This window comes from Empedobacter sp. UBA7494, assembly GCF_002478465.1.
Lineage (GTDB): Bacteria > Bacteroidota > Bacteroidia > Flavobacteriales > Weeksellaceae > Empedobacter > Empedobacter falsenii_B.
Genome location: NZ_DLOC01000085.1, coordinates 16048 through 40715, shown reverse-complemented (window position 1 = coordinate 40715; position 24668 = coordinate 16048). Strand labels below are relative to the sequence as shown.

The 24668-nt window shown below is 31.7% G+C and carries 19 protein-coding genes; 5 read left to right on the top strand and 14 right to left on the bottom strand.

What is annotated here, in order from left to right; all coding sequences use genetic code 11:
- Positions 1-41 precede the first annotated feature (41 nt).
- The 3 genes from B4E95_RS10205 to B4E95_RS10195 all read right to left on the bottom strand — a co-directional run bounded on the left by B4E95_RS10205 (position 42) and on the right by B4E95_RS10195 (position 5207).
- Entirely contained in the window at positions 42-704 is a 663-nt protein-coding gene (locus B4E95_RS10205) for a porin family protein (RefSeq protein WP_291091417.1), read from the bottom strand.
- Positions 705-908: 204 nt separating this feature from the next.
- Positions 909-1433, bottom strand: a complete 525-nt coding sequence (locus B4E95_RS10200) for a hypothetical protein (RefSeq protein ID WP_291091416.1) — start codon at positions 1431-1433, stop codon at positions 909-911.
- 189 nt (positions 1434-1622) lie between these two features.
- Positions 1623-5207: a DUF2723 domain-containing protein gene (locus tag B4E95_RS10195; protein ID WP_291091415.1), complete on the bottom strand. Its 3585-nt coding sequence runs from the start codon at positions 5205-5207 to the stop codon at positions 1623-1625.
- A gap of 251 nt (positions 5208-5458) precedes the next feature.
- Here B4E95_RS10195 and guaB point away from each other — a divergent pair, with 251 nt between their 5' ends.
- On the top strand, positions 5459-6919 hold the full coding sequence (gene guaB, locus B4E95_RS10190; RefSeq protein WP_291064171.1) for an IMP dehydrogenase: 1461 nt from the start codon (positions 5459-5461) through the stop codon (positions 6917-6919).
- 121 nt (positions 6920-7040) lie between these two features.
- Here the strand turns inward: guaB and B4E95_RS10185 are convergent, their stop codons facing one another.
- On the bottom strand, positions 7041-8495 hold the full coding sequence (locus B4E95_RS10185) for a SusD/RagB family nutrient-binding outer membrane lipoprotein (RefSeq protein WP_291091414.1): 1455 nt from the start codon (positions 8493-8495) through the stop codon (positions 7041-7043).
- A 6-nt stretch (positions 8496-8501) separates the two neighbouring features.
- Complete coding sequence (locus B4E95_RS10180) at positions 8502-11702, bottom strand: SusC/RagA family TonB-linked outer membrane protein (protein WP_291091413.1); 3201 nt, start codon at positions 11700-11702, stop codon at positions 8502-8504.
- A gap of 102 nt (positions 11703-11804) precedes the next feature.
- On the opposite strand from B4E95_RS10180, the gene B4E95_RS10175 reads away from it, so the two are divergent.
- The gene (locus B4E95_RS10175) at positions 11805-12401 is read left to right on the top strand and encodes a ribonuclease HII (protein WP_291091412.1); all 597 of its coding nucleotides are present in this window, start codon (positions 11805-11807) and stop codon (positions 12399-12401) included.
- A 55-nt stretch (positions 12402-12456) separates the two neighbouring features.
- On the opposite strand, the gene B4E95_RS10170 is transcribed toward B4E95_RS10175, so the two are convergent.
- The 3 genes from B4E95_RS10170 to B4E95_RS10160 all read right to left on the bottom strand — a co-directional run bounded on the left by B4E95_RS10170 (position 12457) and on the right by B4E95_RS10160 (position 16202).
- A complete protein-coding gene (locus B4E95_RS10170) occupies positions 12457-14655 on the bottom strand; it encodes a T9SS type A sorting domain-containing protein (RefSeq protein ID WP_291091411.1) in 2199 nt (732 codons plus the stop codon).
- Between the two features lie 108 nt (positions 14656-14763).
- Positions 14764-15225: a pantetheine-phosphate adenylyltransferase gene (gene coaD / locus B4E95_RS10165; RefSeq protein ID WP_115001540.1), complete on the bottom strand. Its 462-nt coding sequence runs from the start codon at positions 15223-15225 to the stop codon at positions 14764-14766.
- Entirely contained in the window at positions 15213-16202 is a 990-nt protein-coding gene (locus tag B4E95_RS10160) for a D-alanine--D-alanine ligase (RefSeq protein WP_291060529.1), read from the bottom strand. Before B4E95_RS10160 ends, coaD begins: the two co-directional genes overlap by 13 nt.
- Before the next feature lie 91 nt (positions 16203-16293).
- Here B4E95_RS10160 and B4E95_RS10155 point away from each other — a divergent pair, with 91 nt between their 5' ends.
- From B4E95_RS10155 to B4E95_RS10145, 3 genes are all read left to right on the top strand, one after another.
- Positions 16294-17259: a PASTA domain-containing protein gene (locus B4E95_RS10155; protein WP_291091410.1), complete on the top strand. Its 966-nt coding sequence runs from the start codon at positions 16294-16296 to the stop codon at positions 17257-17259.
- Between the two features lie 11 nt (positions 17260-17270).
- On the top strand, positions 17271-18362 hold the full coding sequence (locus B4E95_RS10150; RefSeq protein WP_291052048.1) for an RluA family pseudouridine synthase: 1092 nt from the start codon (positions 17271-17273) through the stop codon (positions 18360-18362).
- 76 nt (positions 18363-18438) lie between these two features.
- Entirely contained in the window at positions 18439-19674 is a 1236-nt protein-coding gene (locus tag B4E95_RS10145; protein ID WP_291062410.1) for a DEAD/DEAH box helicase, read from the top strand.
- 59 nt (positions 19675-19733) lie between these two features.
- Here the strand turns inward: B4E95_RS10145 and B4E95_RS10140 are convergent, their stop codons facing one another.
- The 6 genes from B4E95_RS10140 to B4E95_RS10115 form a co-directional block, all read right to left on the bottom strand.
- On the bottom strand, positions 19734-20894 hold the full coding sequence (locus tag B4E95_RS10140) for a dicarboxylate/amino acid:cation symporter (protein ID WP_291091409.1): 1161 nt from the start codon (positions 20892-20894) through the stop codon (positions 19734-19736).
- Positions 20895-21066: 172 nt separating this feature from the next.
- Complete coding sequence (locus tag B4E95_RS10135; RefSeq protein ID WP_291091408.1) at positions 21067-22326, bottom strand: CinA family nicotinamide mononucleotide deamidase-related protein; 1260 nt, start codon at positions 22324-22326, stop codon at positions 21067-21069.
- A gap of 55 nt (positions 22327-22381) precedes the next feature.
- Positions 22382-22594 carry a hypothetical protein gene (locus tag B4E95_RS10130; RefSeq protein WP_115001551.1) on the bottom strand — a complete coding sequence of 71 codons (213 nt, stop codon included), beginning with the start codon at positions 22592-22594 and terminating at the stop codon, positions 22382-22384.
- Positions 22595-22630: 36 nt separating this feature from the next.
- On the bottom strand, positions 22631-23023 hold the full coding sequence (locus B4E95_RS10125; protein WP_291091407.1) for a hypothetical protein: 393 nt from the start codon (positions 23021-23023) through the stop codon (positions 22631-22633).
- Positions 23024-23126: 103 nt separating this feature from the next.
- Positions 23127-23888, bottom strand: a complete 762-nt coding sequence (locus B4E95_RS10120) for a GLPGLI family protein (RefSeq protein ID WP_291064590.1) — start codon at positions 23886-23888, stop codon at positions 23127-23129.
- A 6-nt stretch (positions 23889-23894) separates the two neighbouring features.
- Positions 23895-24668: GLPGLI family protein (locus B4E95_RS10115; RefSeq protein ID WP_291091406.1), on the bottom strand; the 774-nt coding region annotated here is incomplete at its 5' end.

Below are 24668 nucleotides of genomic sequence, written 5' to 3'. Positions count from 1 at the left end.
AAAACTCAGAATCCTTTTTATTTATACTTAAATATTCTCGATTAGAACGAATATCCAACTCCTACAGAAAACGAATGATTTTTTACATCACCAACTTCTACATTGTTGTTGTTTTTATTATCTCCTATTTTAGTTAATCCCATATAGTATCTCGCTCCAACATTGATATTATCTGTTACATTATATCCCAAACCAAAGTTAACACCGAAATCAAAATCTTTCACATTATCTTTAATGTCAGTTTTTTCTTCCGTATTGTACACGGTATTATTTACATAGGTACTAACTTGCGTTTTATTACTCGCGTATACATTGTATCCAAATTGAGGTCCAGCCTCTATATTAAAGCGACTTCCAGCAGGATAAAATTGAAGCATTACTGGAACTTGAATATAATCTAAAGTCGTTTTATTGTAATTTTTTACCGTCGTGTTTCCAACTTCTGTTACGTCAGTTTTTTCTCGTCCCCCCATTCGTGTAAAATTAACCTCTGGCTGAACTGCAAACTGTTCTGTAATTGGAAAATGTCCATACAAACCAGCTCCAAAACCAACCTTATAATCGTTATTGTTCACGTCTTTTCCGTTAAATGAAGACATATTTGCACTTGATTTAATACCAAATTGTGACGATGTTGTTTTTTCTTGTGCGCTCAAACTAACAACTCCTAACATTGCAGCAGCAATAAAAAATAATTTTTTCATCTTTTTAAATTTTATAGTTTTAATTATGATGTATGCATAATTTCAAGTCTTGTGCCAAATAATGTTAAAAAGAAATACTTAAAACTTTAATCAAGTGACTTAAAACTACTTAACAACTAAATTTTAACATTCAAAAAACCATATTAATACAAAAAAAGCTACATCTTTCGATGTAGCTTGTATCAATTATAAGTTGTTCTTTAATTAGAATTTATAAGCAAATCCGATAGATACTGCATCAAAATTATAATCTACTGTATTCGTATTTTCTGGACCCGCAGAGATTCCTTTATATCCTGCATATAGATCCCATGTTGGAGCAGAGTATCCAATTTTAGGTTGCCAAAATAAACCTCCATCAATTCCATCTTTAGTTGAAAATGCATAACCTAAGTCTGCACCAACAAAGATATTACTATTTGCAAATTCATATTTTGCTGTAGCTGCTAATGGAATAAATCCAACATCTTCTTTTTCTGCTATAACAACATTATTTACTTTAATGTCTTTTCCAATAAAATGATCGTATCCAACTTTAGCACCTAATTTAAAGTTACTAGCAATTGGATGTAAGTAAGCTAAATCAACTCCTACGTTGAATGATGAAACGTCTGATGCGTCTCCTACTGGAATACCTACGTGTACTGTACCTTCAACTCCTGTTGTTTGCGCTGAAACTCCAATCATACCTGCTACTGCGAAAGCAGCTGTTAATAATACTTTTTTCATTTTTATAATGTTTTAAAATATTTACAATTTTGTTAAACTTATTAGTATAATTTCAATTTGTGTGCCAAACTCCAAAACTCAATAATGATAAAACACACTAAAAATAACAATTACTTAATATTCAAAACTTTATTTCACAAAAAAAGCTCCAAAATAATTTTGGAGCTTTTCTATTTTTATTGATTTGACTTATTGTCCGACCATTTTGTATAAAATATTCTGCTGTTGTTTTGCATAATTGGTATCAATTTCTGCAGCTACACCAATCATTTCGTCTAAATAATTAAACTGATTCATGATTTTTGCTTGATCAGCTGCGTCAACTTTTCCATCTGCCACAACTTCTTTATATAAGGTTTCGAATTTCTTCAAAACAGGATTATAAGCAGATTCGAAAACTTTCAATGCTTTTTCTTTATCACCTCTTTCACCTAAAGCGGAAGCTTCGTTGTAGATTGACATCATCAAATCATTTTTAGCCGCGGCTAAATCTGAACCAATTGAATATCCTTTCCCTGAAGGCAACGACTCAAAGAAAGCTATTTTCGCATTTGCTTCTTTACGAACATGTGCAAACAATTCTTGCGCTTTTTTATCCTCTCCAGCTTTCAAATAAATTCCGGCAATTCTACTTACTCCATAACCAATGTCGTATTTCGCTAAAGCAGGAATTTCTAACATCACTTTGTCTAAAACTGTAATCGCTTCTTTTTTGCGTCCAGCATTCAATAAATCATCTGCCAAACGAACAGCAGTATTTCTATAAGAAGATGTATAGTTACGCTCTGTCAAACTAAATGACGCATCAGGATTATTGTATCCAGACCATTTGTAAGAATTGAATGTTCTTAACAACATATCATTATCAGAAGCTCCAATAATTCCTCCTTTACCAAAAGGGGTATAAATCGGAACTAATTTATAACTCATTCCAGCATTCAATAAATAATCATTCATATAGAATGTATTTTCTGGATCAGAAATTCCTCCACCACTAAAGTAAATAGGACGATCCCAATTGTATTTCGCCATCATTGACAACAACAATAAATTGTTTTTGAACAAACTTGACGCTTTGATATTAATTGTGATTGAATCAACCATTTTATCTGCATCTTTTGCACTTACAATTCCATATTTTAGCGCGTTTGCTTTATTTACAGGAACTACAATTTTAGAAACAGGTAAATAATTTGCTCCACCAATTGGATAACCAAAATAATCTGCTAAAGCTTGTTTTTCTGGTGATTTATTATCTAAAATAAAATCCATCGCTTCTTTAGCGGTCATACTATCTGTTGTGATATATTTTTGTAAAGGTTTTAAACTTTTATAAACTGACATCACTTGGTTTGGATCAATTTCAGGATCAGATAAATATTGAGCAACTTGCTCGATTGGCATTTGACTTAACGTTTCTAATGTTTGATTAGATCCTGGTTTGATGAAACCATTTATTTGATCAAAAATATTTTTAATTGAACCTCCAACCACAAAAATTTGATCGTTAGTTCCAGATTGATAATCTTTCGGTTTCAAATCACTTGGAAGTGGTGCTGCATTGTACGTTCTGCGTAATAATTGCTCTAAATTCCATGGAGAAGCAGCCAACGTTAAATTCGCAATTTTTACATCATCACGGAAATTTTCGGTTTCTTGTAATCCCCAAAGTGGATAAGTATCATTGTCACCATAGACAAAAAGAATAGCGTTTTTATCGAGCGGATTCAGATAATTGTACGCCAAAGAATAAGCTACAGAACGCTCTGAACGATCGTGATCGTCCCAGTTTTGAGCTCCCATTAAAATTGGAATACCAGCTAAAATAACAGTCGTTCCAATTGCTAAAGACGGTTTCAATTCTTTCTTCATCAATTTTTGAAGTAATAAATAAACTCCTTGCACACCCAATCCTGCCCAAATCGCAAATGCATAGAAACAGCTTACCAATGCATAATCACGTTCACGAGGCTCGAAAGGTTTTACAGATGTATAAAAGATGATTCCGACACTTGTTAAAATAAACAATGACAACAATGACCACCAGTTGACAAAATTTCTGTTTAATTGTGTAAATAATCCGATTAAACCTAAGAATAATGGTAACATGAAATACACATTTGTTCCATCATTTCTATATTCATCTGGTAATTTTGATTGATCTCCTAAACGTGGATTATCAATAAATGGAATTCCTGAAATCCAGTTACCTTTTGTAATCTCGAAATTACCTTCTAAATCGTTTTGACGACCAGAGAAATTCCACATAAAGTAACGGATAAACATATAGTTGATTTGGTAATCAATAAAGTAATTAAATTGTTCACCAAATGTAGGTGGTTCGATATCTAAAATCTCACCATATTTCTTAAGTTCTGCAACTTTTAATTGTCTGTTTTGACGCTTTTCTACCAATTGAGCGTACATTTGTTGCGCTTCTTTATCACCAGCATATTGTGCATTCAAAGAGAATTTTGGAAAAGCATAAACTGCCGCATAATTCTCCATCACACCTGGGTCTGGACTGAACATTTTAGGGAAAAACTTCACATATTTATCTTCATATGTATAATCTAAACGATCCGAAACTTTCAAATATTTTCCTGTACGTTTATCCTTGATATATTCAGAACTACGAACTGTACTTTCTGGCGCTCCATTAGTATCACGCTTAATTCCGTCACTTGCAATATGAGCCGTAAAAACTGGTCCGTACATCACAGGCCAAGAACCATATTGTTCACGATTAAAATAATCTAAAACACCCAAAGCTGTATCAGGATCATTCAAATTCATGTGAGGATTTGCGTTTGCACGAATCGGAATAACTAACCAACATGAGAAACCAATCAACATAAAAATCACACACCACGAAATTGTATTCAATAATGCTGAACCATATTTCTGAGTTAATTTAATCGCAAAATAGAAAACTGCAATTAAAATAATAGTGGCGATAATTGTCCCAGAATTGAAAGGCATTCCCAAATTATTGACTACAAAAATCTCTGTTCTACCAAAGAAAGTCATTACAACTGGAAAAATTATTTTGAATACAAAAGCTAAAATAATCAATGTAATAACATTTGCGATTAAAAAACTTTTGATTGTAAATCTATATTTTCGAGCATAGTATACAAAACAAACTGCTGGAATTGCTAACATTGCCATTAAGTGAACACCAACCGATAAACCAATCACCAACGAAATAATTACCAACCATTTGTTTCCTCTAGGTGTATCAGCGACTTGATCCCATCTTGTAATCAGCCAAAATAATAACGCTGTGAAGAAAGATGCCATTGCATAAACTTCTCCTTCTACCGCAGAAAACCAGAATGTGTCGCTAAACATAAAAATTGCAGCTCCAACTAATCCACTTCCTAATGTTATAATTTTTTGAGAAGCATTTAGTTCAATCGCATCGACATTCATTGGATCTTGCGTTTTTGCAAACATTTTTCGAGCAAAATATGTAATTGTCCAAAACAAAAACATAATTGTTCCTGCGCTATATAAGGCAGATGTACTGTTGATTAATATGGCATATTTGCTTCCGTCACCAAAAGCTAAACCAGACCAAACAGCTCCCATTATTTGGAACAAAGCTGCTCCTGGTGCATGCGTAACTCCTAATTTTGCTGATGACACAATGTACTCACCACAATCCCACAAACTCAGGTAACGTTCCATCGACGCCAAATACAATATTGTCGCTATCAAGAACATCGCAACACCCAAGATGTTGTTCCACTTTTTGAAATTTATATCCATTTTGTTTTAATAAACTATCTTGCGAAAATAAGATAAAAAATTGATATAGCTTAGGATTGAGATGATTAAATTCTGATTACAATCACATCTAAACAATATGCATTTATCGCATATTTTTAAATTAATTTTAAATTTTCTAATCGATTCATTTACATATTAACAAAACATCAAATCCTTCAAAATAAAGATACATTTTCTCAAATAGTTTTGATTCTAAACTTTTTTCATCTAAATTTGCAATGCAAAAAGCAATGCCTTTAACAGACAAAATTCTACAAACGGGCTTCACTTTTGACGATGTGTTATTAGTGCCTGCCTACTCAGAGATATTACCGAACCAAGTATCTCTACAAACAAGATTCACAGACAATATTACCCTTAACATTCCGATAGTTTCTGCTGCGATGGATACTGTATCCGAAGCAAGATTAGCAATTGCATTAGCGCGTGAAGGAGGTTTATCTTTCGTTCACAAAAATATGTCGATCGAAGAACAAGCGAATGAAATTGATATGGTAAAACGTTCGGAAAACGGAATGATTTCTGATCCAATTACTTTATCTCGTCATCACAAGTTGCAAGACGCTGTAAACTTAATGGAGAAATACAAAATCTCTGGTTTACCTGTTGTTGAAGAGGATAGAACATTGGTTGGAATTATTACAAATCGTGATATTCGTTACCAAGAAAACTTCGATCAATTGGTAGAAGATGTGATGACAAAAGAAAATATTGTAACTTCTGATATTGATACTGACCTTAAGAAAGCAAAAGAAATTCTTTCTCGTTACCGTATCGAAAAATTACCAATCGTTGACGAAAACAATAAATTAATCGGATTAATTACGATAAAAGATATTGACAATTTAACTGAATTCCCTAATGCATGTAAAGATACAAAAGGTCGTTTACGTGTTGGTGCAGGAGTTGGAGTTGGTGCTGATACATTAGAACGCGTTCAAGCTTTAGTAAACAAAGGTGTTGATATCGTAGCGTTAGATTCAGCTCACGGACATTCTGCTGGAGTTATTAGTAAAGTTGCTGAAGTTAGAAATGCTTTCCCTGAATTAGATATCGTGGGTGGAAATATTGTAACTGCTGAAGCAGCAAAAGCTTTGATTGATGCTGGAGCAAATGCTTTAAAAGTTGGTGTTGGACCTGGTTCTATCTGTACAACTCGTGTTGTAGCTGGTGTTGGTGTACCTCAACTTTCTGCTATTCATGATGTACATTCTTATGCAAAAACAAGAAATGTTTCGATTATTGGAGATGGTGGAATCAAATTATCAGGTGATATTGTAAAAGCGGTTGCTGCTGGGGCAAACTTGGTGATGTTAGGAAGTTTATTCGCTGGAACAGATGAAGCACCAGGAGAAGAAATTATTTTCCAAGGTCGTAAATTTAAAGCTTATCAAGGAATGGGATCATTAGCTGCAATGAAACGTGGTTCTAAAGATCGTTATTTCCAAGCTGATGCGAAAAAATTAGTTCCAGAAGGAATTGAAGGTCGTGTTCCTCACAAAGGTTCTATTGCAGAAGTTGTTTACCAATTATGCGGTGGATTACGTGCTGGAATGGGTTACTGCGGAACTCCAACAATTCAAGATTTAATTGATAACGGTAAATTCGTTAAAATTACAGGTGCTGGTTTACATGAATCTCATCCACACGATGTTGTTATTACAAAAGAAGCTCCTAATTATTCGAATTAATTGAAGCGTATTATAAAATAAAAAAAAGCAGGCTTATAGCCTGCTTTTTTATGTCTAAATTTTAGCTATAAAAAAACCACCTCAAGAGGTGGTTTAATTTATTAATATGATTTTAATTATTTTAGAATATATCCCAAAATACTTTTGTAGTTAATTTATCACCACCAATTGCCTTACCAGCTGCTTGCCAATTAGCATTATTAACAGTTTGTTCATTAATTGGATAAGTATATCTAGTAGGTACTTTTCCATCTGCTGCTGCAACCGCATTAGGAGCCGATAAAATAGGGTAATCTAATCTACGATAGCTATTCCAAGACTCAAATGGTCTATTAAAAAATGCAATCCAAGATTGTTCTCCAATTAATTTTTTCCAATTAGCTGCACTGAATGATACTTCAGACTTAGCTAAATACGCTACAGCATCAGTCTCTGTTCCTCCATTTGCAATAATTGATTGAGTAACGGCCTTTTCATAGAAATCCTTCGCTGATCCTCCTACAGAGAATCCTCTTGAAGCAGCTTCTGCTAAGTAAAAGTTAATTTCATAATTTTGAAACAAATAACCTGGAGCATCAGCTTTTACTAATACATCAGAAATATGAGATAATGCTGAATAGGTATTCGATTTACCTACAACACCACCTTTATATATTCCATCATTATTTTTTGTGAAATAACCATTAATTCTAGGATCTCCTAATTCAACTAATCTATTTACAAATGTATCAGCAGGAACAAAATCAGAACGATTACTTGCAATTACATTAGCATATATAGGATTATAATTAGGAGATGTAGAAGGATAAGCAAATACAGTATTTTGCGATTCATCTTTAATAGCTCCAGCAAAAGCACTTTCTATAGTCGTTTTAGCTAAAGCAGCATCTACATCCGCAAGATTAATACCTAATTTAATTTTTAATGAATTTCCAAACTCAACCCATTTAGCCACATTTCCATTATAGAAAAAATCTCCTGTTGTAAAGGAACCTTGAGAAATATCCATATCAGCTAAATCTTTATTTACCCTTGCTATTAAATCAGGATAGATATCTTGGTCATTATCGTATTTAGGCAACACATTTAAAGGGTCTAAAGACTCTTTGTATGGTACATCTCCAAAAGAGTCAACAATAATTTGATAAATATAAACTTGAACTAAATCAAGAACTGCTATTTTATTTTTCTGAATTTTATCAAATTCTGCTTGATCTTGTGAACTTGGTTTAACTTCTTTATTTACAATTTCTTTAGCAGATTTTAAATCTCCCAATCTTCTATATAATGTAGTCCAGTGATTATCTGGAACTTTTCTTGTTCCAGTAAAATTAAACCTTGCATCATTCTGATACATTGTTGTAGCCCAATATTGTTGGAAAAACCTAAATACATTTGAATTAACATTTGGAGTTGTCATTTGATCTGTTAATGACTTCTCTACATTTGATAATAAGGTTTGAGCCGGTACATCATATAATTTTCCATCATCTTTGTTATAATCAGGATCATCATTAATACATGATGTTAATCCTAAAAGTGATACAACTGATATTGATAAGAATAACTTTTTCATTTTGTCTTAAAAATTAAATTTAACATTAAAAGAGTAAACTCTTGTAGTAGGCATTACACCAGATTGATACCCTTGAATATTTCCTGATGACATACCTGCTTCAGGATCTGCATAAGGTACATTTTTATGAATAATCCATAAATTATTACCTAATAAACTAAAAGACGCTCCTTTTACAAATGTATTACGCAATAATTTCTCTGGTAAAACATACGAAAGACTAACTTCTCTTAATTTTACATATGATGCATCATAAACAAATTCTTTGTGAGGGAATAATGAATCATCAGCATGAGAACGATCAATTCTCACATCGTTTGCAACTCCATTACTTCCTTCTTTTACTCCAGGTAGAATAACACCTCCACCTTGTGACAATGGATTTCTTAAAGGATTACCTAAGTCATTATTACCAACTGTATTAGGATATAAACCAGTATACTGTCCATAATATTGATCTAATGAGAATAAACTTCCTCCTTTTTTCACATCAACCAAAAATCCTAAAGTTACATTTTTATATCTAAACTTATTATGGATACCTCCTGTCCAATCAGCTTGTATATTTCCTAAGACTTGATCGCTCTTCATCACATAATAACCATCAGCATCTACAATTTTATTACCATTTGCATCATAAGTATAATCAATACCTCTAATTGTACCATAAGCTTCACCTACAGTTGCATTAAGAGAAGTAGCTTGGAATGATGCTAATTGTAAATTATCTCGTCCTTCATTTAATGAAATTACTTTATTTTTATTCTTAGCCCAGTTAATTGTCATGTCCCATTGGAAATTTTCAGAACGGATTGGTACTAAGTTTAAACTAACCTCAATTCCTTTATTTTCTGTTTCACCTGCATTTACTAAAGAGTAAGTATAACCTGTAGATGTTGATTGTGGTACATTAAAAATAAGATCTGTTGTGTTTGTTTTATAGAATGATAAATCTAAATTAACACGTCTTTTTGCGAATGAACCTTCAAAACCAACTTCCCAGCTTTTTGTATTTTCTGGTTTTAGATTTAAAACATTTACATATGAAGAAGAATTTTGACTTAATGCATTACCGTTTAAAACTCCATTATTTGTTCTATATCCAGTTTGTCCATATACTGGGTCATTACCAACTACAGCATAACTTGCGCGCACTTTCATGAAATTAATCCAATCAGCTTTTATTAACTCAGACAATACTAAACTTGTTCCAAATGAATAATACCAATAAGAACGTTTTGCATCAGGATGAATAGCTGTTGATTGATCATTACGTACAGAACCTTCTAAAAACCATGTCTTATCTAAATCAAACGATGCCTGAGCATAAACACCTAATTTATCGTATTTTAATCTAGTTTCAATAGGTGCGTAGTTCACAACCGTATTGCTTAAACTATAAACTCCAGGTACAACTAATCCTCCTGTTGTAGAAGCTTCAATCGCATTTACTTTAGCATGTTTATATGTGTATCCTCCTACTAAACCTACTCCAATTCTATCAGAAATATTCGTTGTATAACGAGCTATTAAATCGTAAGTAGTTTGTAAGAAATCTCTTTGATACACCCAGTAACCAGAAGTTTCATCAGCTGCTGCTACTCCAAACTCTTCTGCATGACTACCTACAGCTTTTCTTTGATCTTGTCTATCATGAGAATAATCAACTGTTACACGTCCTAAAATGTTAAACTTACTTGTAACATCCCAACTTAAACTACCACCAGTTAAAACACGAGTTCTCCAATCTTCTTCATAATTCTCATAACGATCCCAGTAAGGATTATTCCAATAAGCTACTCCGAAATCACCATTTGCTGGATCATTGATATTCCAAGTAATATTATTACGATCTCTAAAATATTCTTGTTTTAACTCTCTAATATCAACATTAGTAGGCCACCATTGTCTAAATCCTGTAAGTACATTATCACTGTAACCTACACTATTACGACCAACAGTATTTTGGTTCGTAAAAGTCATAAAAGTAGACGCTGTTAAATTATCTGCAAGTTTATAAGAATAGTTACCATTAATAATATTTCTATTCAACTTACTGTTAGGTAGAGTACCTTTTTCATTATTGTTAGTAAATGTAAAATTAAAGGTACTTATATCACTACCCCCAGATAAGTTTACACTATTTACATATGAATATGAATTCTGAAAAAAGCTAGCTGGACCATTTTTTGCCATTTGCCATGGAGTAGCTTTTCCAAAATTTGGATTACCTGGAGCATAAGCATTCCATTGATAAACCATTTTACTTGGGTCATAACGAGGACCATAAGAACCATCTGAGCCAAAAGAAGAATAAATGTTTCCATTTTCATATGTAAAATCGTCTTCACCATTATATCCAGCACCATATTGATCTTGATATTTAGCAAAAGTAGATTTATCAATTTCTCCAACAGAAACTGTAGAATTTAATGTTATACCTAATGCTTGATTCTTCTTACCTTTTTTAGTCGTGATCATTATCACACCATTAGCTCCTTCACTACCATACAATACCGTTGCCGCAGCTCCTTTAAGGACATTGATTGATTCAATATTATTTGGATCCATATCAGAAGCTGAGTTACCAAAATCAAATCCAGATCTACCTGTTGAAGCATTTGAAGAACTCAAATTTGAGTTATTAATAGGCACACCATCAACAACAATTAAAGCTTGATTATTCCCTGTAATACTTTTAGCCCCTCTTAAAACAATATTTGTAGATCCTCCAAAATTAGAATTTGCTTTAACTTCTAGTCCTGCTACTTTTCCTGATAAATTATTCAAGAAGTTATTTGTCGGTGTAGAATTAATTTGATCTGCATCTAATTTTTGAGAAGCATAACCTAAAGATTTTTTCTCTCTAGTAATTCCCATTGCTGTTACTACAGCTCCTTCTAACTCTACTGTTTCAGAAGGTTTAAGTGTTACTTTATATTCTGAACCTGCACCAACTGCGAAACTCTGAGTTGGTAACCCCATCGCTTCCACTGTTACTAAATCTCCTTGCTTAGCCTCAATACTAAACATTCCATTTTCGTCAGTATAAGCTTCCTTTCCTGAAGTTGTCTTCACTACTGCATCAGCAACAGGAAGTCCATCAGAGTCTGTTACAGTTCCTGTAACAGTCTTTTCTTGCGCATATAAAGAAGCTCCTAAAAGAAGTCCTCCTAATACAAACAAGTTTTTTAAATTTCTCCTCATCTGTTAAAACATTTTTAAAACTATTATAAACTTAAGATTTCTCTAACATTTACAAAACTTTTTTATGCTAAATTTTGATAACTTTGTTAAAAAAATAAAAAATTGTATAAAGTTTTATCAAATCTCGAATATGAAATAGGTTGCGATGAAGCAGGAAGAGGATGTTTAAGTGGTCCGGTTGTAGCAGCAGCCGTTATTTTGGGAAATGATTTTGAAAATGAAATTATTAATGATTCAAAACAATTATCTGAAAAGAAAAGAAATTCGTTGAGAACATTTATAGAAGAAAATGCTAAATATTGGGCAATTGGAATTGTTTGGCCAAATGAAATTGACGAAATAAATATCTTAAACGCTAGTTTTTTGGCTATGCATCGAGCAATAGATCAATTAGATTGTCCGAAAGATTTGATTGTTGTTGATGGAAATCGTTTTAATAAATATCATGATGTCCCACACAAATGTATTATAAAAGGTGATTCAAAATATATGAATATTGCGGCAGCATCTATTTTAGCAAAAACGTATCGTGATGAATATATGGAAAAAATCCATGAAGAATTTCCAATGTACGATTGGAAAAAAAATAAAGGTTATCCTACCAAAGCTCATCGTTTAGCGATAAAAGAATATGGAGCTACTCCTTATCATAGGATGACATTTAAATTATTACCAGATCAATTAAGTTTAGATTTATAAAAAGAGGTTGTTAATAAATTAACAACCTCTTAAAACTTAAAAAAATTAGTACAGCTTATTTCTTAGTCACTTTTTGCGAATAAGATTTTTTATCTGTTTTTATATTTAATAAATATACTCCTTTTGGATATTTAGATAAATCTATTTTTGATTCTTTTTTATCTATCTTATTTGTTTCTACTAACAATCTACCTGACATATCAAAAACTTGATAGCTAACAATTTTTTCTTTACTTGATAGTGTAACAAAATCAGTAGTAGGATTAGGGTAAATATTAAATTCAACTTTATTTAAGTCTTTTAATCCTAAAGAATTACAATTAATTTGTGCTGCCCATCCTCTTAATTCTAATCCACCATCTGATCTAAAACGAATAGTAATTGCTCCAGAATCATCCGTAGAAACGAATGGTCCAGGAATTTTATTTCCGTTTAATTCTTTTCCATTTTCAAATAATTTTGAAGCATTACTAGATGTTCCATTATAAACATTCATATAATCATAAACTCCATTTTCATCAGCAGGTTCTACATCAAATTCTGTAAAAGTGATTGACACTTTTTCGCCCGCAACAAGAGGTTTAAATACTTTTATAAAATTCTCATTAGGCGAATAGTTTCCATTTGCTCCACCAGAATCATAATAAATATCTCCATTACAATAATCTCCAGGAATTTCAATAATTGATGTTACAGAAGAAGAATTAGATGTTGCTGTACATTTATTTGCTACTTCAATTCTGTAGTATGCATTTCGATCTAAATTTTCAAACTTTAATATTTTTGATGTCGTTTCTTTCCATTGAGCTTCTGTATCACCAATTTTCTGAAACATATAAATCCAAACAGTTCCTACATCATCATTTAACGTATATGTAATATTTTGTCCTTCAAGAGAACCTGTTACAGATTTTATTGTTTGTTGACAAGTCATACTACAATCTGTACTTAAACAAATTTTACCGTCAACAGTAGCACGAATTAAATTCCCTGGTTGTTCTCCAAAACCATTTGAGAAATTAATACCAACTCCTCCTATTAAATGACAATAACTCATAATTGTACCTTTATCAGCATAAGGTATTGGTCCTGTAGGACAAGTACCTTCTGCTAAATCTGGATTAGCTGTAGGCGCGCAACCATCTATAGCTGTACCATCTCCATTCCATGAACATGCATGTGTATGAGGCGAACCTAATGCGTGCCCCATTTCATGTGTCATCGCCATAATTGTCCAAGAATAAACAGGCACATTATTATAAGTCATGTTAATTCCTGAATAAGCAAAATGATATTCATTATTACACATCGAATTTAGGTAAGCAACAGAAGTAGTAGATGGATAATTTACTAAATGCGCTAAATCTCCATCAAATTCAGTTCTTGTTGTTCTAAATTTATTTAACTGAGCACTATAATTACCTGTATATGGATCTTGTTCTTTCCAAATCATCACTTTAGATAAAGAAGTTCTGATGTAATCATTTGTATAAAGTGTAGCTATATTATTATGAATAGCAGTCAACCAATTCAAAGTTTTTGTTTCATCTAAACCATTCTGCTTATAAGGGGCATAAGCAATCTCATAATAAACACGAACACATTTTTCTGTCATTTCATTCGTTGTCTTTTTTAAGATTTTTGGATCATAATTAGGTTTATAATTTTTATTTTCTTCTAATTGATCTAAAGCACACTTTACGTTACTTTTAGCTTCTACATTATATGAAGAATACGTTACATATTCTTCAGAATTTTGTAATTTACCAATAACCACATCTCCTAGAGCAGTAGATGAAGCAACACCAATCACTTGATCTTCGAAAATAGAAATTGCAACAACAGACGTTCTATCGCCTTGGATAATTCCTTGATAATACAATCCTGGTTTGAAATTAATTAATTTATTATTTTGATCGACTGCTTTAAAATTATCCGTAAACAATGCATCATTCTTTACTAATTCTAAACTAATTTGACGACCTTCAAACGGAACATCTAATGTTAAAGAAGTTGGTTTTGATTGATATAATTTAGTTAATTCCGCTTTTTCTAAATTAAAAACAGAAACTCCTTTTGCAAAGTCTGCAAATTGATTCCCTTTTTGTTGAATTACATCGCTGAATACATCATACGATTTGAAACTGCGACTCGTTAATTTAGCTTGCTCTACTTTTTTAGCAATCGGCCTTTCTTGACCAAAAGTAAGCGTACTAAATACGAACGCAATTAATAGTAAAATTAATTTCTTCATATTTATTTTGTGTTAATTGTTGTAAATATATTGCTTTTCAAATTTTATAGCACAAAAAAAAAGTAGATAAATTATCTACTCTTTTAATATTTAACAGAAAAAATCTTCTTAAATCCTCACAACATCTGGAACTAATATCTCATACTTCCCTCCGTTTCGCATAACATCGCGAACAATACTTGAACTGATGTAAGCTTTACCAGAAGATGTTAATAAAAAGATTGTTTCGATATTATGATTGGTAATTGCTCGGTTTGTGTGCGCAATCGCTTTCTCAAATTCGAAATCGGCTGGATTACGAAGTCCTCGTAAAATAAATTGTGCATTTACTTCATCACAAAAATCGACAGTCAGACCTTTGTAAGCCATTACTTCTACATTTTCGAATTTCGCAACCGAATCTTCAATAAACTTAATTCTTTGCTCCAAAGAGAACATATAATTCTTCGATGAATTTGTTCCAATTGCAACAATAATCTTGTCAAATAAAGGAACTGCACGCTCTATAATATCTAAATGCCCTAAAGTAATTGGATCAAAAGATCCAGGAAAAACGGCTATTCTATCCATGCTGAAGGTCTATTTAAAGCAAATTCTATTTCACTATCCATCAAATCTTCCAAAGCAATTCCTGCATGAGCAGCTTGCTGAGGAAAAATACTTGCAGGAGAAAAACCTGGCAACGTATTCATTTCAATAAAATGCGGCTCTCCGTTTACAATAATATATTCTGAACGCGAAAAACCAGACATATTAATACATTTATATGCTTTAGCCGCAATTTCTCTTACTCTTGCTTCAACTTCTGGTGTTAAACGAGCTGGTGTAATTTCGTCAGACAAACCATTATATTTTGCATCATAATCAAAAAATTCTGTGTGCGAAACAATTTCTGTAATTCCCAACACCATTGTTTCTCCTTTGTAATTTAAAACTCCGACCGATATCTCAGTTCCATCTAAGAAAGATTCGATCAAAACTTCTTTATCTTCAAGAAAAGCTTTTTGCATTGCAGCTTCAAATTCATCTTCTTTATGAACTTTCGAAATTCCTAAACTAGATCCTGAACGATTTGGTTTCACGAAACAAGGTAAACCTACTTGATCGATAATTTCTTTTGCAGAATATTGATCACCTTGATTAATATAAATTGATTTCGCATGTGGAATTCCATATTTACTCAATACTGCAATACAATCTTTTTTATTAAATGTTAAGGCAGATTGATAAAAAGGACATCCATTATATGGTAAACCAATCATTTCAAAGTACGCTTGCAAATAACCATCTTCTCCTGGCGTACCATGAATTGTATTAAAGACGACATCAAACGTAATTTTTTCTCCATTTTTTTCAAATGAAAAATCACCTTTATTGATTGGGTATTTTTCGCCTTCAATTTCGGCAAACCAACCTTCTTTTAAGATTCGAACCCTTGTTCTGTCGTACTTTTCTGGATTTAGACTTGAGTAAATTAACTCGCAACTTTTCAACGAAATCACGCTTTCATCCGTATATCCACCTGCTACAACTGCTACTCTTAACATGTTTAATTTAAAATTTATTCAAATATAGAACTTTGACATCAATCATAAATATTATTTTTAAACTATATTTGTGCGACAATTTATCATTTCAATGAAAGGAGTTAAATCAATCATTCAAGTTTTGCTGAATGTAGCTATTGTAATAGCGCTATCATTTGGGCTTTACCATTTTATTTTTAACGTTTGGTTAGATTCGTATACAAATCACAATGAATTTGTTGAAGTTCCGGATTTATCAAAAATGAATATTACTGATGCTACAGCTAAGTTAGAAGAACTTGGTTTGACATACGAAGTAGATAGTTCTCGTTTTGATCCAAATACGAAACCTTTTGCAATTATGGATTTTTATCCAGCAGCAGAATCGCGTGTAAAAGAAGGTCGTCGTATCTTTATTAAATCAAATCCGAAAACTTATCGTCCAGTTGAATTACCAGATTTAATTGGAAAATCAAAACGTTTGGCGTTTACACAATTAGAAATTTCTGGTCTTAAAATTGGAAAAATCATTTACGAACCAGATTTAGCAAAAGATGCAGTTCTTAAAATATTATACAACGGAAAAATTGTAAAAGCAGGCGAACAATTACCTCGTTTTGCAACAGTTGATTTGGTATTAGGACGTGGAATGTTATCTGGTGTTAGAATGCCTAATTTGGTTAATTTAACATTGACAGAAGCTAAAAAATCAATTAAAGATAATTTCTTCGAGATTGGTCAAATCAAATTTATTGGAGCTTCTCATGATACAATCAATGCAAGAGTAGTTTATCAATTTCCTTTTGCAACAGATACATATGATCAAGGTCAGCCAATTGATATTTGGTTATCAACAGAACCTCGAGAAAAAATTAGGACACAGCTAAGAGAACTAGATATTCAGTACAAAAATTTTGGCGAAGATACTATTAGCGGTACTCAATACAGAGATATTATAACACAAAAAGCTGAAAAGCAAATCAAAGATATGCAACAGCAACAACAAAATAATCCAACAACAGAGCAACCAAAGCCTACAGAAACGCCTAAAGCTCCAGAAGAGATTATTATAGAATAGAAAGAGAATAAATGACAGAAGATTTAGAAGATTTCTTACAAGAGGAAAACGACAATAAATTATACGAACATTTTTCAATAACGGTTGACAAAGGTCAATCGTTATTGCGTATAGATAAGTTCTTAATGGTTAGAATTGAGAACGCAACAAGAAATAAAATTCAACAAGCAGCTGATAACGGAAACATTTTAGTTAACAATGAATCTGTAAAATCGAATTATAAAGTAAAGCCTGGAGATTTTATACAGATTATGTTAGAAACTCCTCCACGCGAGAATGAAGTTATAGCAGAAGATATTCCGATCAAAATTATTTACGAAGACGATCAAGTTGTCGTAATTGATAAAGAACCTGGAATGGTTGTTCACCCTGGACATGGAAATTATACAGGAACTTTGGTAAATGCCTTAAAGTTTCATTTTGATAATTTACCATCAATGTCAGATCAAATGGAGCGTCCTGGTTTGGTACACCGTATCGATAAAGACACAAGCGGACTTTTGGTTATTGCGAAGACAGAAGTTGCGATGACAAGTTTAGCAGAACAATTTGCAGCTCACACAACAGACCGTTTATACAATGCTTTGGTTTGGGGAGTTTTGGCAGAACAAGAAGGAACAATTACAGGACATATTGGTCGACACTTAAAAGATCGTATGCAAATGGCAGTTTTTCCTGAAGGAGATCAAGGTAAACATGCTGTGACACATTATAAAGTAATGGAGAATTTTTCTTACGTTACATTGGTCGAATGTAAATTAGAAACAGGTCGTACACATCAAATTCGTGCTCATTTCAAACATTTGGGACATCCATTATTCAATGATGCTCGTTATGGTGGAGATCGCATTTTGAAAGGAACAACATTCAACAAATACAAACAGTTTGTTGACAATTGTTTTGCAGCTTGTCCTCGCCAAGCCTTACACGCACGCACATTAGGATTTGATCATCCTACAACAGGAGAACGTATGTATTTCGAATCTCCGATGCCTGCTGATATGATAGATATTTTAGAACGTTGGAGAAATTATTCAGTAAACTCTGTTCATGCAACAGAACCTGATGAAAAAATTGATCGCAACGCAAAAGAAATGGAATAGATTTATTTTTAATTATAAAGCACTTCTACGGAAGTGCTTGTCTATTTCTATATATAAACTTACACGATTTTAATCAATGAATTTTTCAGAATTAAATATAATTGAACCAATTTTAAAAGCAATTGAAGAAGCTGGATATACAGAACCAACCGAAATTCAAGAGCAATCTATTCCTTTAGTTTTAGAAGGAAATGATATTATTGGTTGCGCACAAACAGGAACAGGAAAAACGGCATCTTTTGCAATTCCTATTCTACAAAACTTAACAAATTCTCCGAGTAAAGGAAGAAAAATTAGAACATTAATTTTAACGCCAACACGTGAATTAGCCATTCAAATCAACGAAAGTTTCAAATTATATGGTAAAAATTTACCATTAAAACATTTAGCGATTTTTGGAGGTGTTAATCAAAATCCACAAATTGGAGCCATCAAAAATGGTGTTGATATTTTAATAGCAACGCCTGGTCGTTTGTTGGATTTGATTGGTCAAGGACATTTAAAAATTAATCAAATAGAGATTTTTGTTTTAGATGAAGCCGATCGTATGTTGGATATGGGATTTGTTCATGAAATCAAAAAGATTTTAGAAATCATTCCAAAAGAAAGACAATCACTTTTCTTTTCGGCAACAATGCCAAAAAACATTCGAAAATTTTCTCATTCAGTTCTTCGTCGTCCAAAAGAAGTCAGCGTAACACCTGTTTCTTCGACTGCCGAAACGGTTGAGCAATTTGTTTATCATGTAGACAAAGACATGAAAGTAAAACTTTTGGTTAGCATTTTAAATGAACATCCAGAAGATCGTACCTTGATTTTTACACGTACAAAACACGGCGCAAATCGTTTAGTAAGACACTTGGAAAAAGTAGGAATTCCAGCTGCTGCAATTCATGGTGATAAATCTCAAAATGCTAGACAACGTGCTTTAAATGATTTCAAAGAAGAAAAATTAAAAGTATTAATTGCGACTGATATTGCTGCTCGTGGAATCGATATTGATCAATTACCTTATGTGATCAATTACGAATTACCGAATGTTCCTGAAACCTATGTACACCGAATTGGACGTACTGGTCGTGCAGGACGTGAAGGAAAAGCTATTTCTTTATGTGCTGCTGACGAAAGAGGAGATTTGGCAAATATTGAGAAATTAATTGGTAATTATGTAACAGTAATTAAAACGCCAAAAGAGTTTTATAAATTACCTGACGCGAATAGCAACAATAATAATTTCAAGAAAAATAATACTGGTTTTAAACCTAAAAAAGATACAAAACCAAAGAATCCTCATCGAGGAAGAAGAAAATAGTTTATAAAAAAATCACTTCGAAATGAAGTGATTTTTTTTGCTTTACAGATAAATTGAAATTATTTCTCTTCAGCATATTTATCTACAATCATACTCAATGCACCATCAGTTGTAATATTACACGCCGTCCCAAAACTATCTTGTAATGCGAAAATAGTCAAGATTAAAGCGACTCCAGCTTCATCAAATCCTAAAACATTTGAAATTAATCCTAACGAAGCGACAACTGTTCCACCCGGAACTCCAGGTGCACCAACAGCAAAAACGCCTAAAAGCAAGACAAAAGTTACCATTGTTCCAACATCTGGAATATGACCATATAAGACTTGCGAAACCGTCATCACAAAGAAAACTTCTGTCAAAACCGAACCACATAAATGTGTATTCGAGAAAAATGGAATCGTAAAATTAGCAATCGTTGGTTTGATTACTTTACTATCGTCAACTGCTTTCACAGCAATACCCAAAGATGCAGCAGAAGACATTGTTCCAACAGCCGTTAAATAGACAGGAGGATAATGTTTTAGTAGTTTGAATGGATTTGTTTTATGATAAAACCCTGCGATTGTATACATTAATGTCATCCAAATAAAATGACCAATAATAACGATTAAAATTACTTTCAAGAAAACTGGTAATTGTTTTTCAATAGAACCTTCATAACTCAAAATTGCAAAATTTGCAGCAATGAAAAAAGGTAAAATTGGAATCAAAACTTTATTTACCAAAAGAATTACAATGTCTTTAAATTGATCAAAAATATTTTCTAATTCCTTCGCTTTTGTAATCAAAATTCCCATTCCTAGCATCAACGAAATAACCAACGCTGTCATCACCGAAAAAATTGGCGGAATATCTAATTGAAATAAAATTTTTGGAACTTCTCGCAACGAATCCACTGAAGTTGGAATAGATAAATTTGGAATGATTTGATAACCTGCAATCATCGAAAATAACCCCGCTCCTATTGAAGATAAATATGCAATTAATAATGAAAAACCTACTATTTTAGCAGAGCCTTCGCTTAATTTCGTAATTGAAGAAACGATAAAACCAATCACAATTAACGGAACCAAAAAGAAAATTAATTGCCCTGTAAAATATTTTAAGGATAAAACAACTTGAATTGTATTTTCGTTCAGATAATTTCCTAAAACCAAACCGGCAATCACACCCAAAAGCAATCGAAATAATGTATTGCTCGCAATCTTTTTTAACATTTGACACAAAATTTGCGACAAATATAAACTCTATTAATTTAATAGACTAAATATATTTTTGGAAATATTTAAATTTTTTCACTAAATTATATGACATTAAAAAATACACTATCACTCTGATTTCTATTTATAATCTTTTCATATCACTCTGGTTTGCCCAAGAGTCATTATTTTAACACTCCTCTCTCACAAACTGAATTGCTAAATTCAGCGCATTATTGGAAACAATTTTAATGAATTCTTCTCGATCTAAATAGGGATAAAAATATTTTTTATTCAATGTTGAATGACCATTTGTAACAGAAATCCAAACCGTTCCAACTTCTTTTCCATCTTCGCCTTTGTTTGGACCAGCGACACCAGTTGTAGAAATACTAATATCCGTTTTTAATTGATTTCGAACACCTTTTGCCATTTGTTCAGCAATCTGTTCCGAAACTACTGTAAATTCATCAATGTCAGATTGATTCACATTTAGCAAATTTACTTTTACAGAAGTGTCGTACGAAACAATTGTTCCGAAATAATAAGTAGAACTTCCCGAAACAGACGTGATCAAACTTGCTATATTTCCTCCAGTACAACTTTCGGCAGTCGAAATTGTCAATCCTTTTTCTTTTAAAATATCACCCAAAATTTGCTGCGCATTTCCTGAATTTTCAGAAACTAGAAATTCTCCTGCAATTAATTTGAATTGATTGATTTGATGTTGAATTTCATTTTGTAAAAATTCTTTATCTGTTCCAAACGCTGAAAATCGTAAATCAATAGAAGTTCGATTCGGTAAATACGCCAAATGAATAAATTCGGGCAAATTATTTTCCCATTCTTCTAACAAAATTGCTAAATCACTTTCTGGAATTCCACTCACCAAAATATCATGATGAACAATAGTTTCTGATTGAAATTGGTCTTGTAATTTTGGAATAATTTCGTCACGAATTAATCCTTTCATTTCAAAAGGAACACCTGGTAAATTGATGATAATTTTATTCTCAATTTCTGTCCAAAGACATGGCGCTGTTCCATATTTGTTCTGAATAAATATAGACTTTTTTGGAATTAACGCTTGATCTTGATTAAGATTATTCAACTCTTTTGAGTAACCTCTGGCAACAAATAATTGAACAATATTTTCTAAAATTTTAGGTTCTTGAATTAATTCACAATTTAAAAATTGACACAAAGCTGCTTTGGTTTTATCATCTTTTGTCGGTCCTAAACCTCCTGTTACAATTACAATATCTGATTTAGAAATTCCTCGTTCGAAAGCTTCAATAATATGATTCATTTCGTCTTGAACAGAAATAATTTCTTCCACTTCAATCCCAATCGTATTCAATTGTTTGGCGATAAATGCCGAATTTGTATCCACAATTTGTCCGATAAGAATTTCATCACCTATTGTGAGTAATGTCGCTTTAATTTTCATACACAAAAAAACTTGCTTAAAGTTAAGCAAGTTTGATTTCATTATTTATATGATTTTATTTTCTATCTACACCTTGATTATGTAATTCGCGCTGTTTTTGATTATCCTCTTCAATCATTCTCATAAATTCTGAATAGGATACCTTTTGTAACTTATTATTTATTGTAAAAATTGGTGCTTTTTTTAATTCTTTTTTCTTTGTCGCATTCCATGAAATCATCACTTCTACATCATCTTTCGTGTATTTATAATGCAATTCTAAAATCAAACCTTTTGTACCATAATATTTATCTGGCGAATATGACTAAGGAATTAAAGGCGCATACCAAGCAATAACATCAACATCTTTGTATTTCCCGATTGCTTCTTTGGTTTCGATTCCAAGAATAGTTTTACTTTTTCCAGTATCAGTAAAATTTATATAATTCAGCGAATCATAAATGATCATTTTCTTTACAAACAAATCTGTTTCATTGTAAAAAACTTTCTCTTTGTAATCAAAAATTGGTTTTTCTCCTATATCTGGACTAATTCCCATTGAGCCTCCTTGTGCTTGTTGAGAATTATCTATTTTTTGAATATTTACTGATTGACTTTGAGTTTTATTATAGGAAAATTGATAATTAATCGAAGGAATATTTTTAGACATTTCTAAAACTTCGTCTCTTTGTTTTTGATCTGGATAATATTGCTTCATCGCTTCTAAAGCTTTATCCGTAATTCAAAATCTATTTCATAAAATTGAGCATTCACAAAACTTGAAATGAGAATGATTAGTATTAATAGTTTTTTCATGTTAATTATTTTTTATCAACTCCTTCGGAATTCATATTATTAAATACTTCATTTGCATCATCCCAAATTTTATCAACTTCATCAAGTTTAATAATTTTTCCTTTTGTAGGAACCGAAATTTTTGGAGCTTTCTTAATTTCTTTTTTATCGATTGCTAACCAAGAATTTATCATTTCACTTTCATCATTTTTCATTTTGTAATGTAATTCTAATATAAAACCATTTTTTGTTGAATAAATATCAGGAGTATAAGTGTAAGGAATTTGTTTTGTATACCAAATTATTATATCTAAATCATCTTTTTTACCAATCGCTTCAAAAGTATCAAATCCTATAAGTTTTTTCTTATTTCCAGTGTCAACTAAATCAATATCAATTAAATTATCTTTGACTAAATATTTTTTGCCATAAACATCCATTTCATAACTAAATTGATTACTTTGATAATTATTTATTACATCGCCATTGATATTATATGGTAATTTTTTCACCATAATATCTTCTTGATATTGATTATTTGAAACCTTTGGTTGATAAACAACTTTACTCAATTGTTCGTTGTAAATAAACTTGAATTGTTCTTTCGGAGGATTGCGATTTAGCTCTATTACATCTTCTAATTCTTTTGGACTATCAACCCATTCTTCCCAAACTTTAATTCCTTTTTCAGTATAATATGTCTGAACTTGAGTTTCGTATGTTATTTCATAAAACTGAGCATTCACATAGCTTGAAACTAAAATTATTAATGCAATTAGTTTTTTCATGGGTAATTATTTTTTGTCTACGTCATTATTGTTATTATACATTTCGTTGCGCTTTTTGTTAGCTTCCTCGAATAATTTTTCACTATCTTCTTCTGTTATTATTGGTGCATTAGAGGCTTTCTTGAATTTATATTTATCTATTTCTTTCAAAGATTGTACACGAACAAAATTATTTATCTTACCTACTTCATGCACTATATAATAATTCATTTCCAAAACAAAACCATCAATAGGTTGAATATTTGCTGGCATAAAATTGAAAGGAATATCTTTTGTAAACCAAATTTCTAAGTCAAATTTATCGAACTTTGTTGTTGCTTTATACGTCTTATAGCCTAATATATCTTTAGTTTTAGAAGTGAAGTTCCATTCCAACTTCTTTAAATCAGATTTTATAGTATATTTTTTACCATAAATATCAATTGGCAAATAATTTGCATTTTCAGAAAAAGAAGTGTAACTGTATCCAAAACTTAAACCTGGCACAGATTTTTTAATTGAACCTTTATACTCTTGTTCATTGTTTATTTTTTCTTGTTCGAATGTGTTTTGTTCAGTTTTCGAAGAATAAATTTTGAAATCTAAAGCTGGTGGATTTGAATTTTGCTCAATATTCCATTTTCGTTGTTCAGGATCTTGAATATTTTTAAAAAATTCTAAACCTTTTTCAGTGTAATCAATTTTGTGTTTTGTTTCAACTAAAACTTCATAAACTTGGGCTTTAACAATAAAAGAAACAAGTAAAAATAAAACAAGTATTTTTTTCATATCAGTATATTT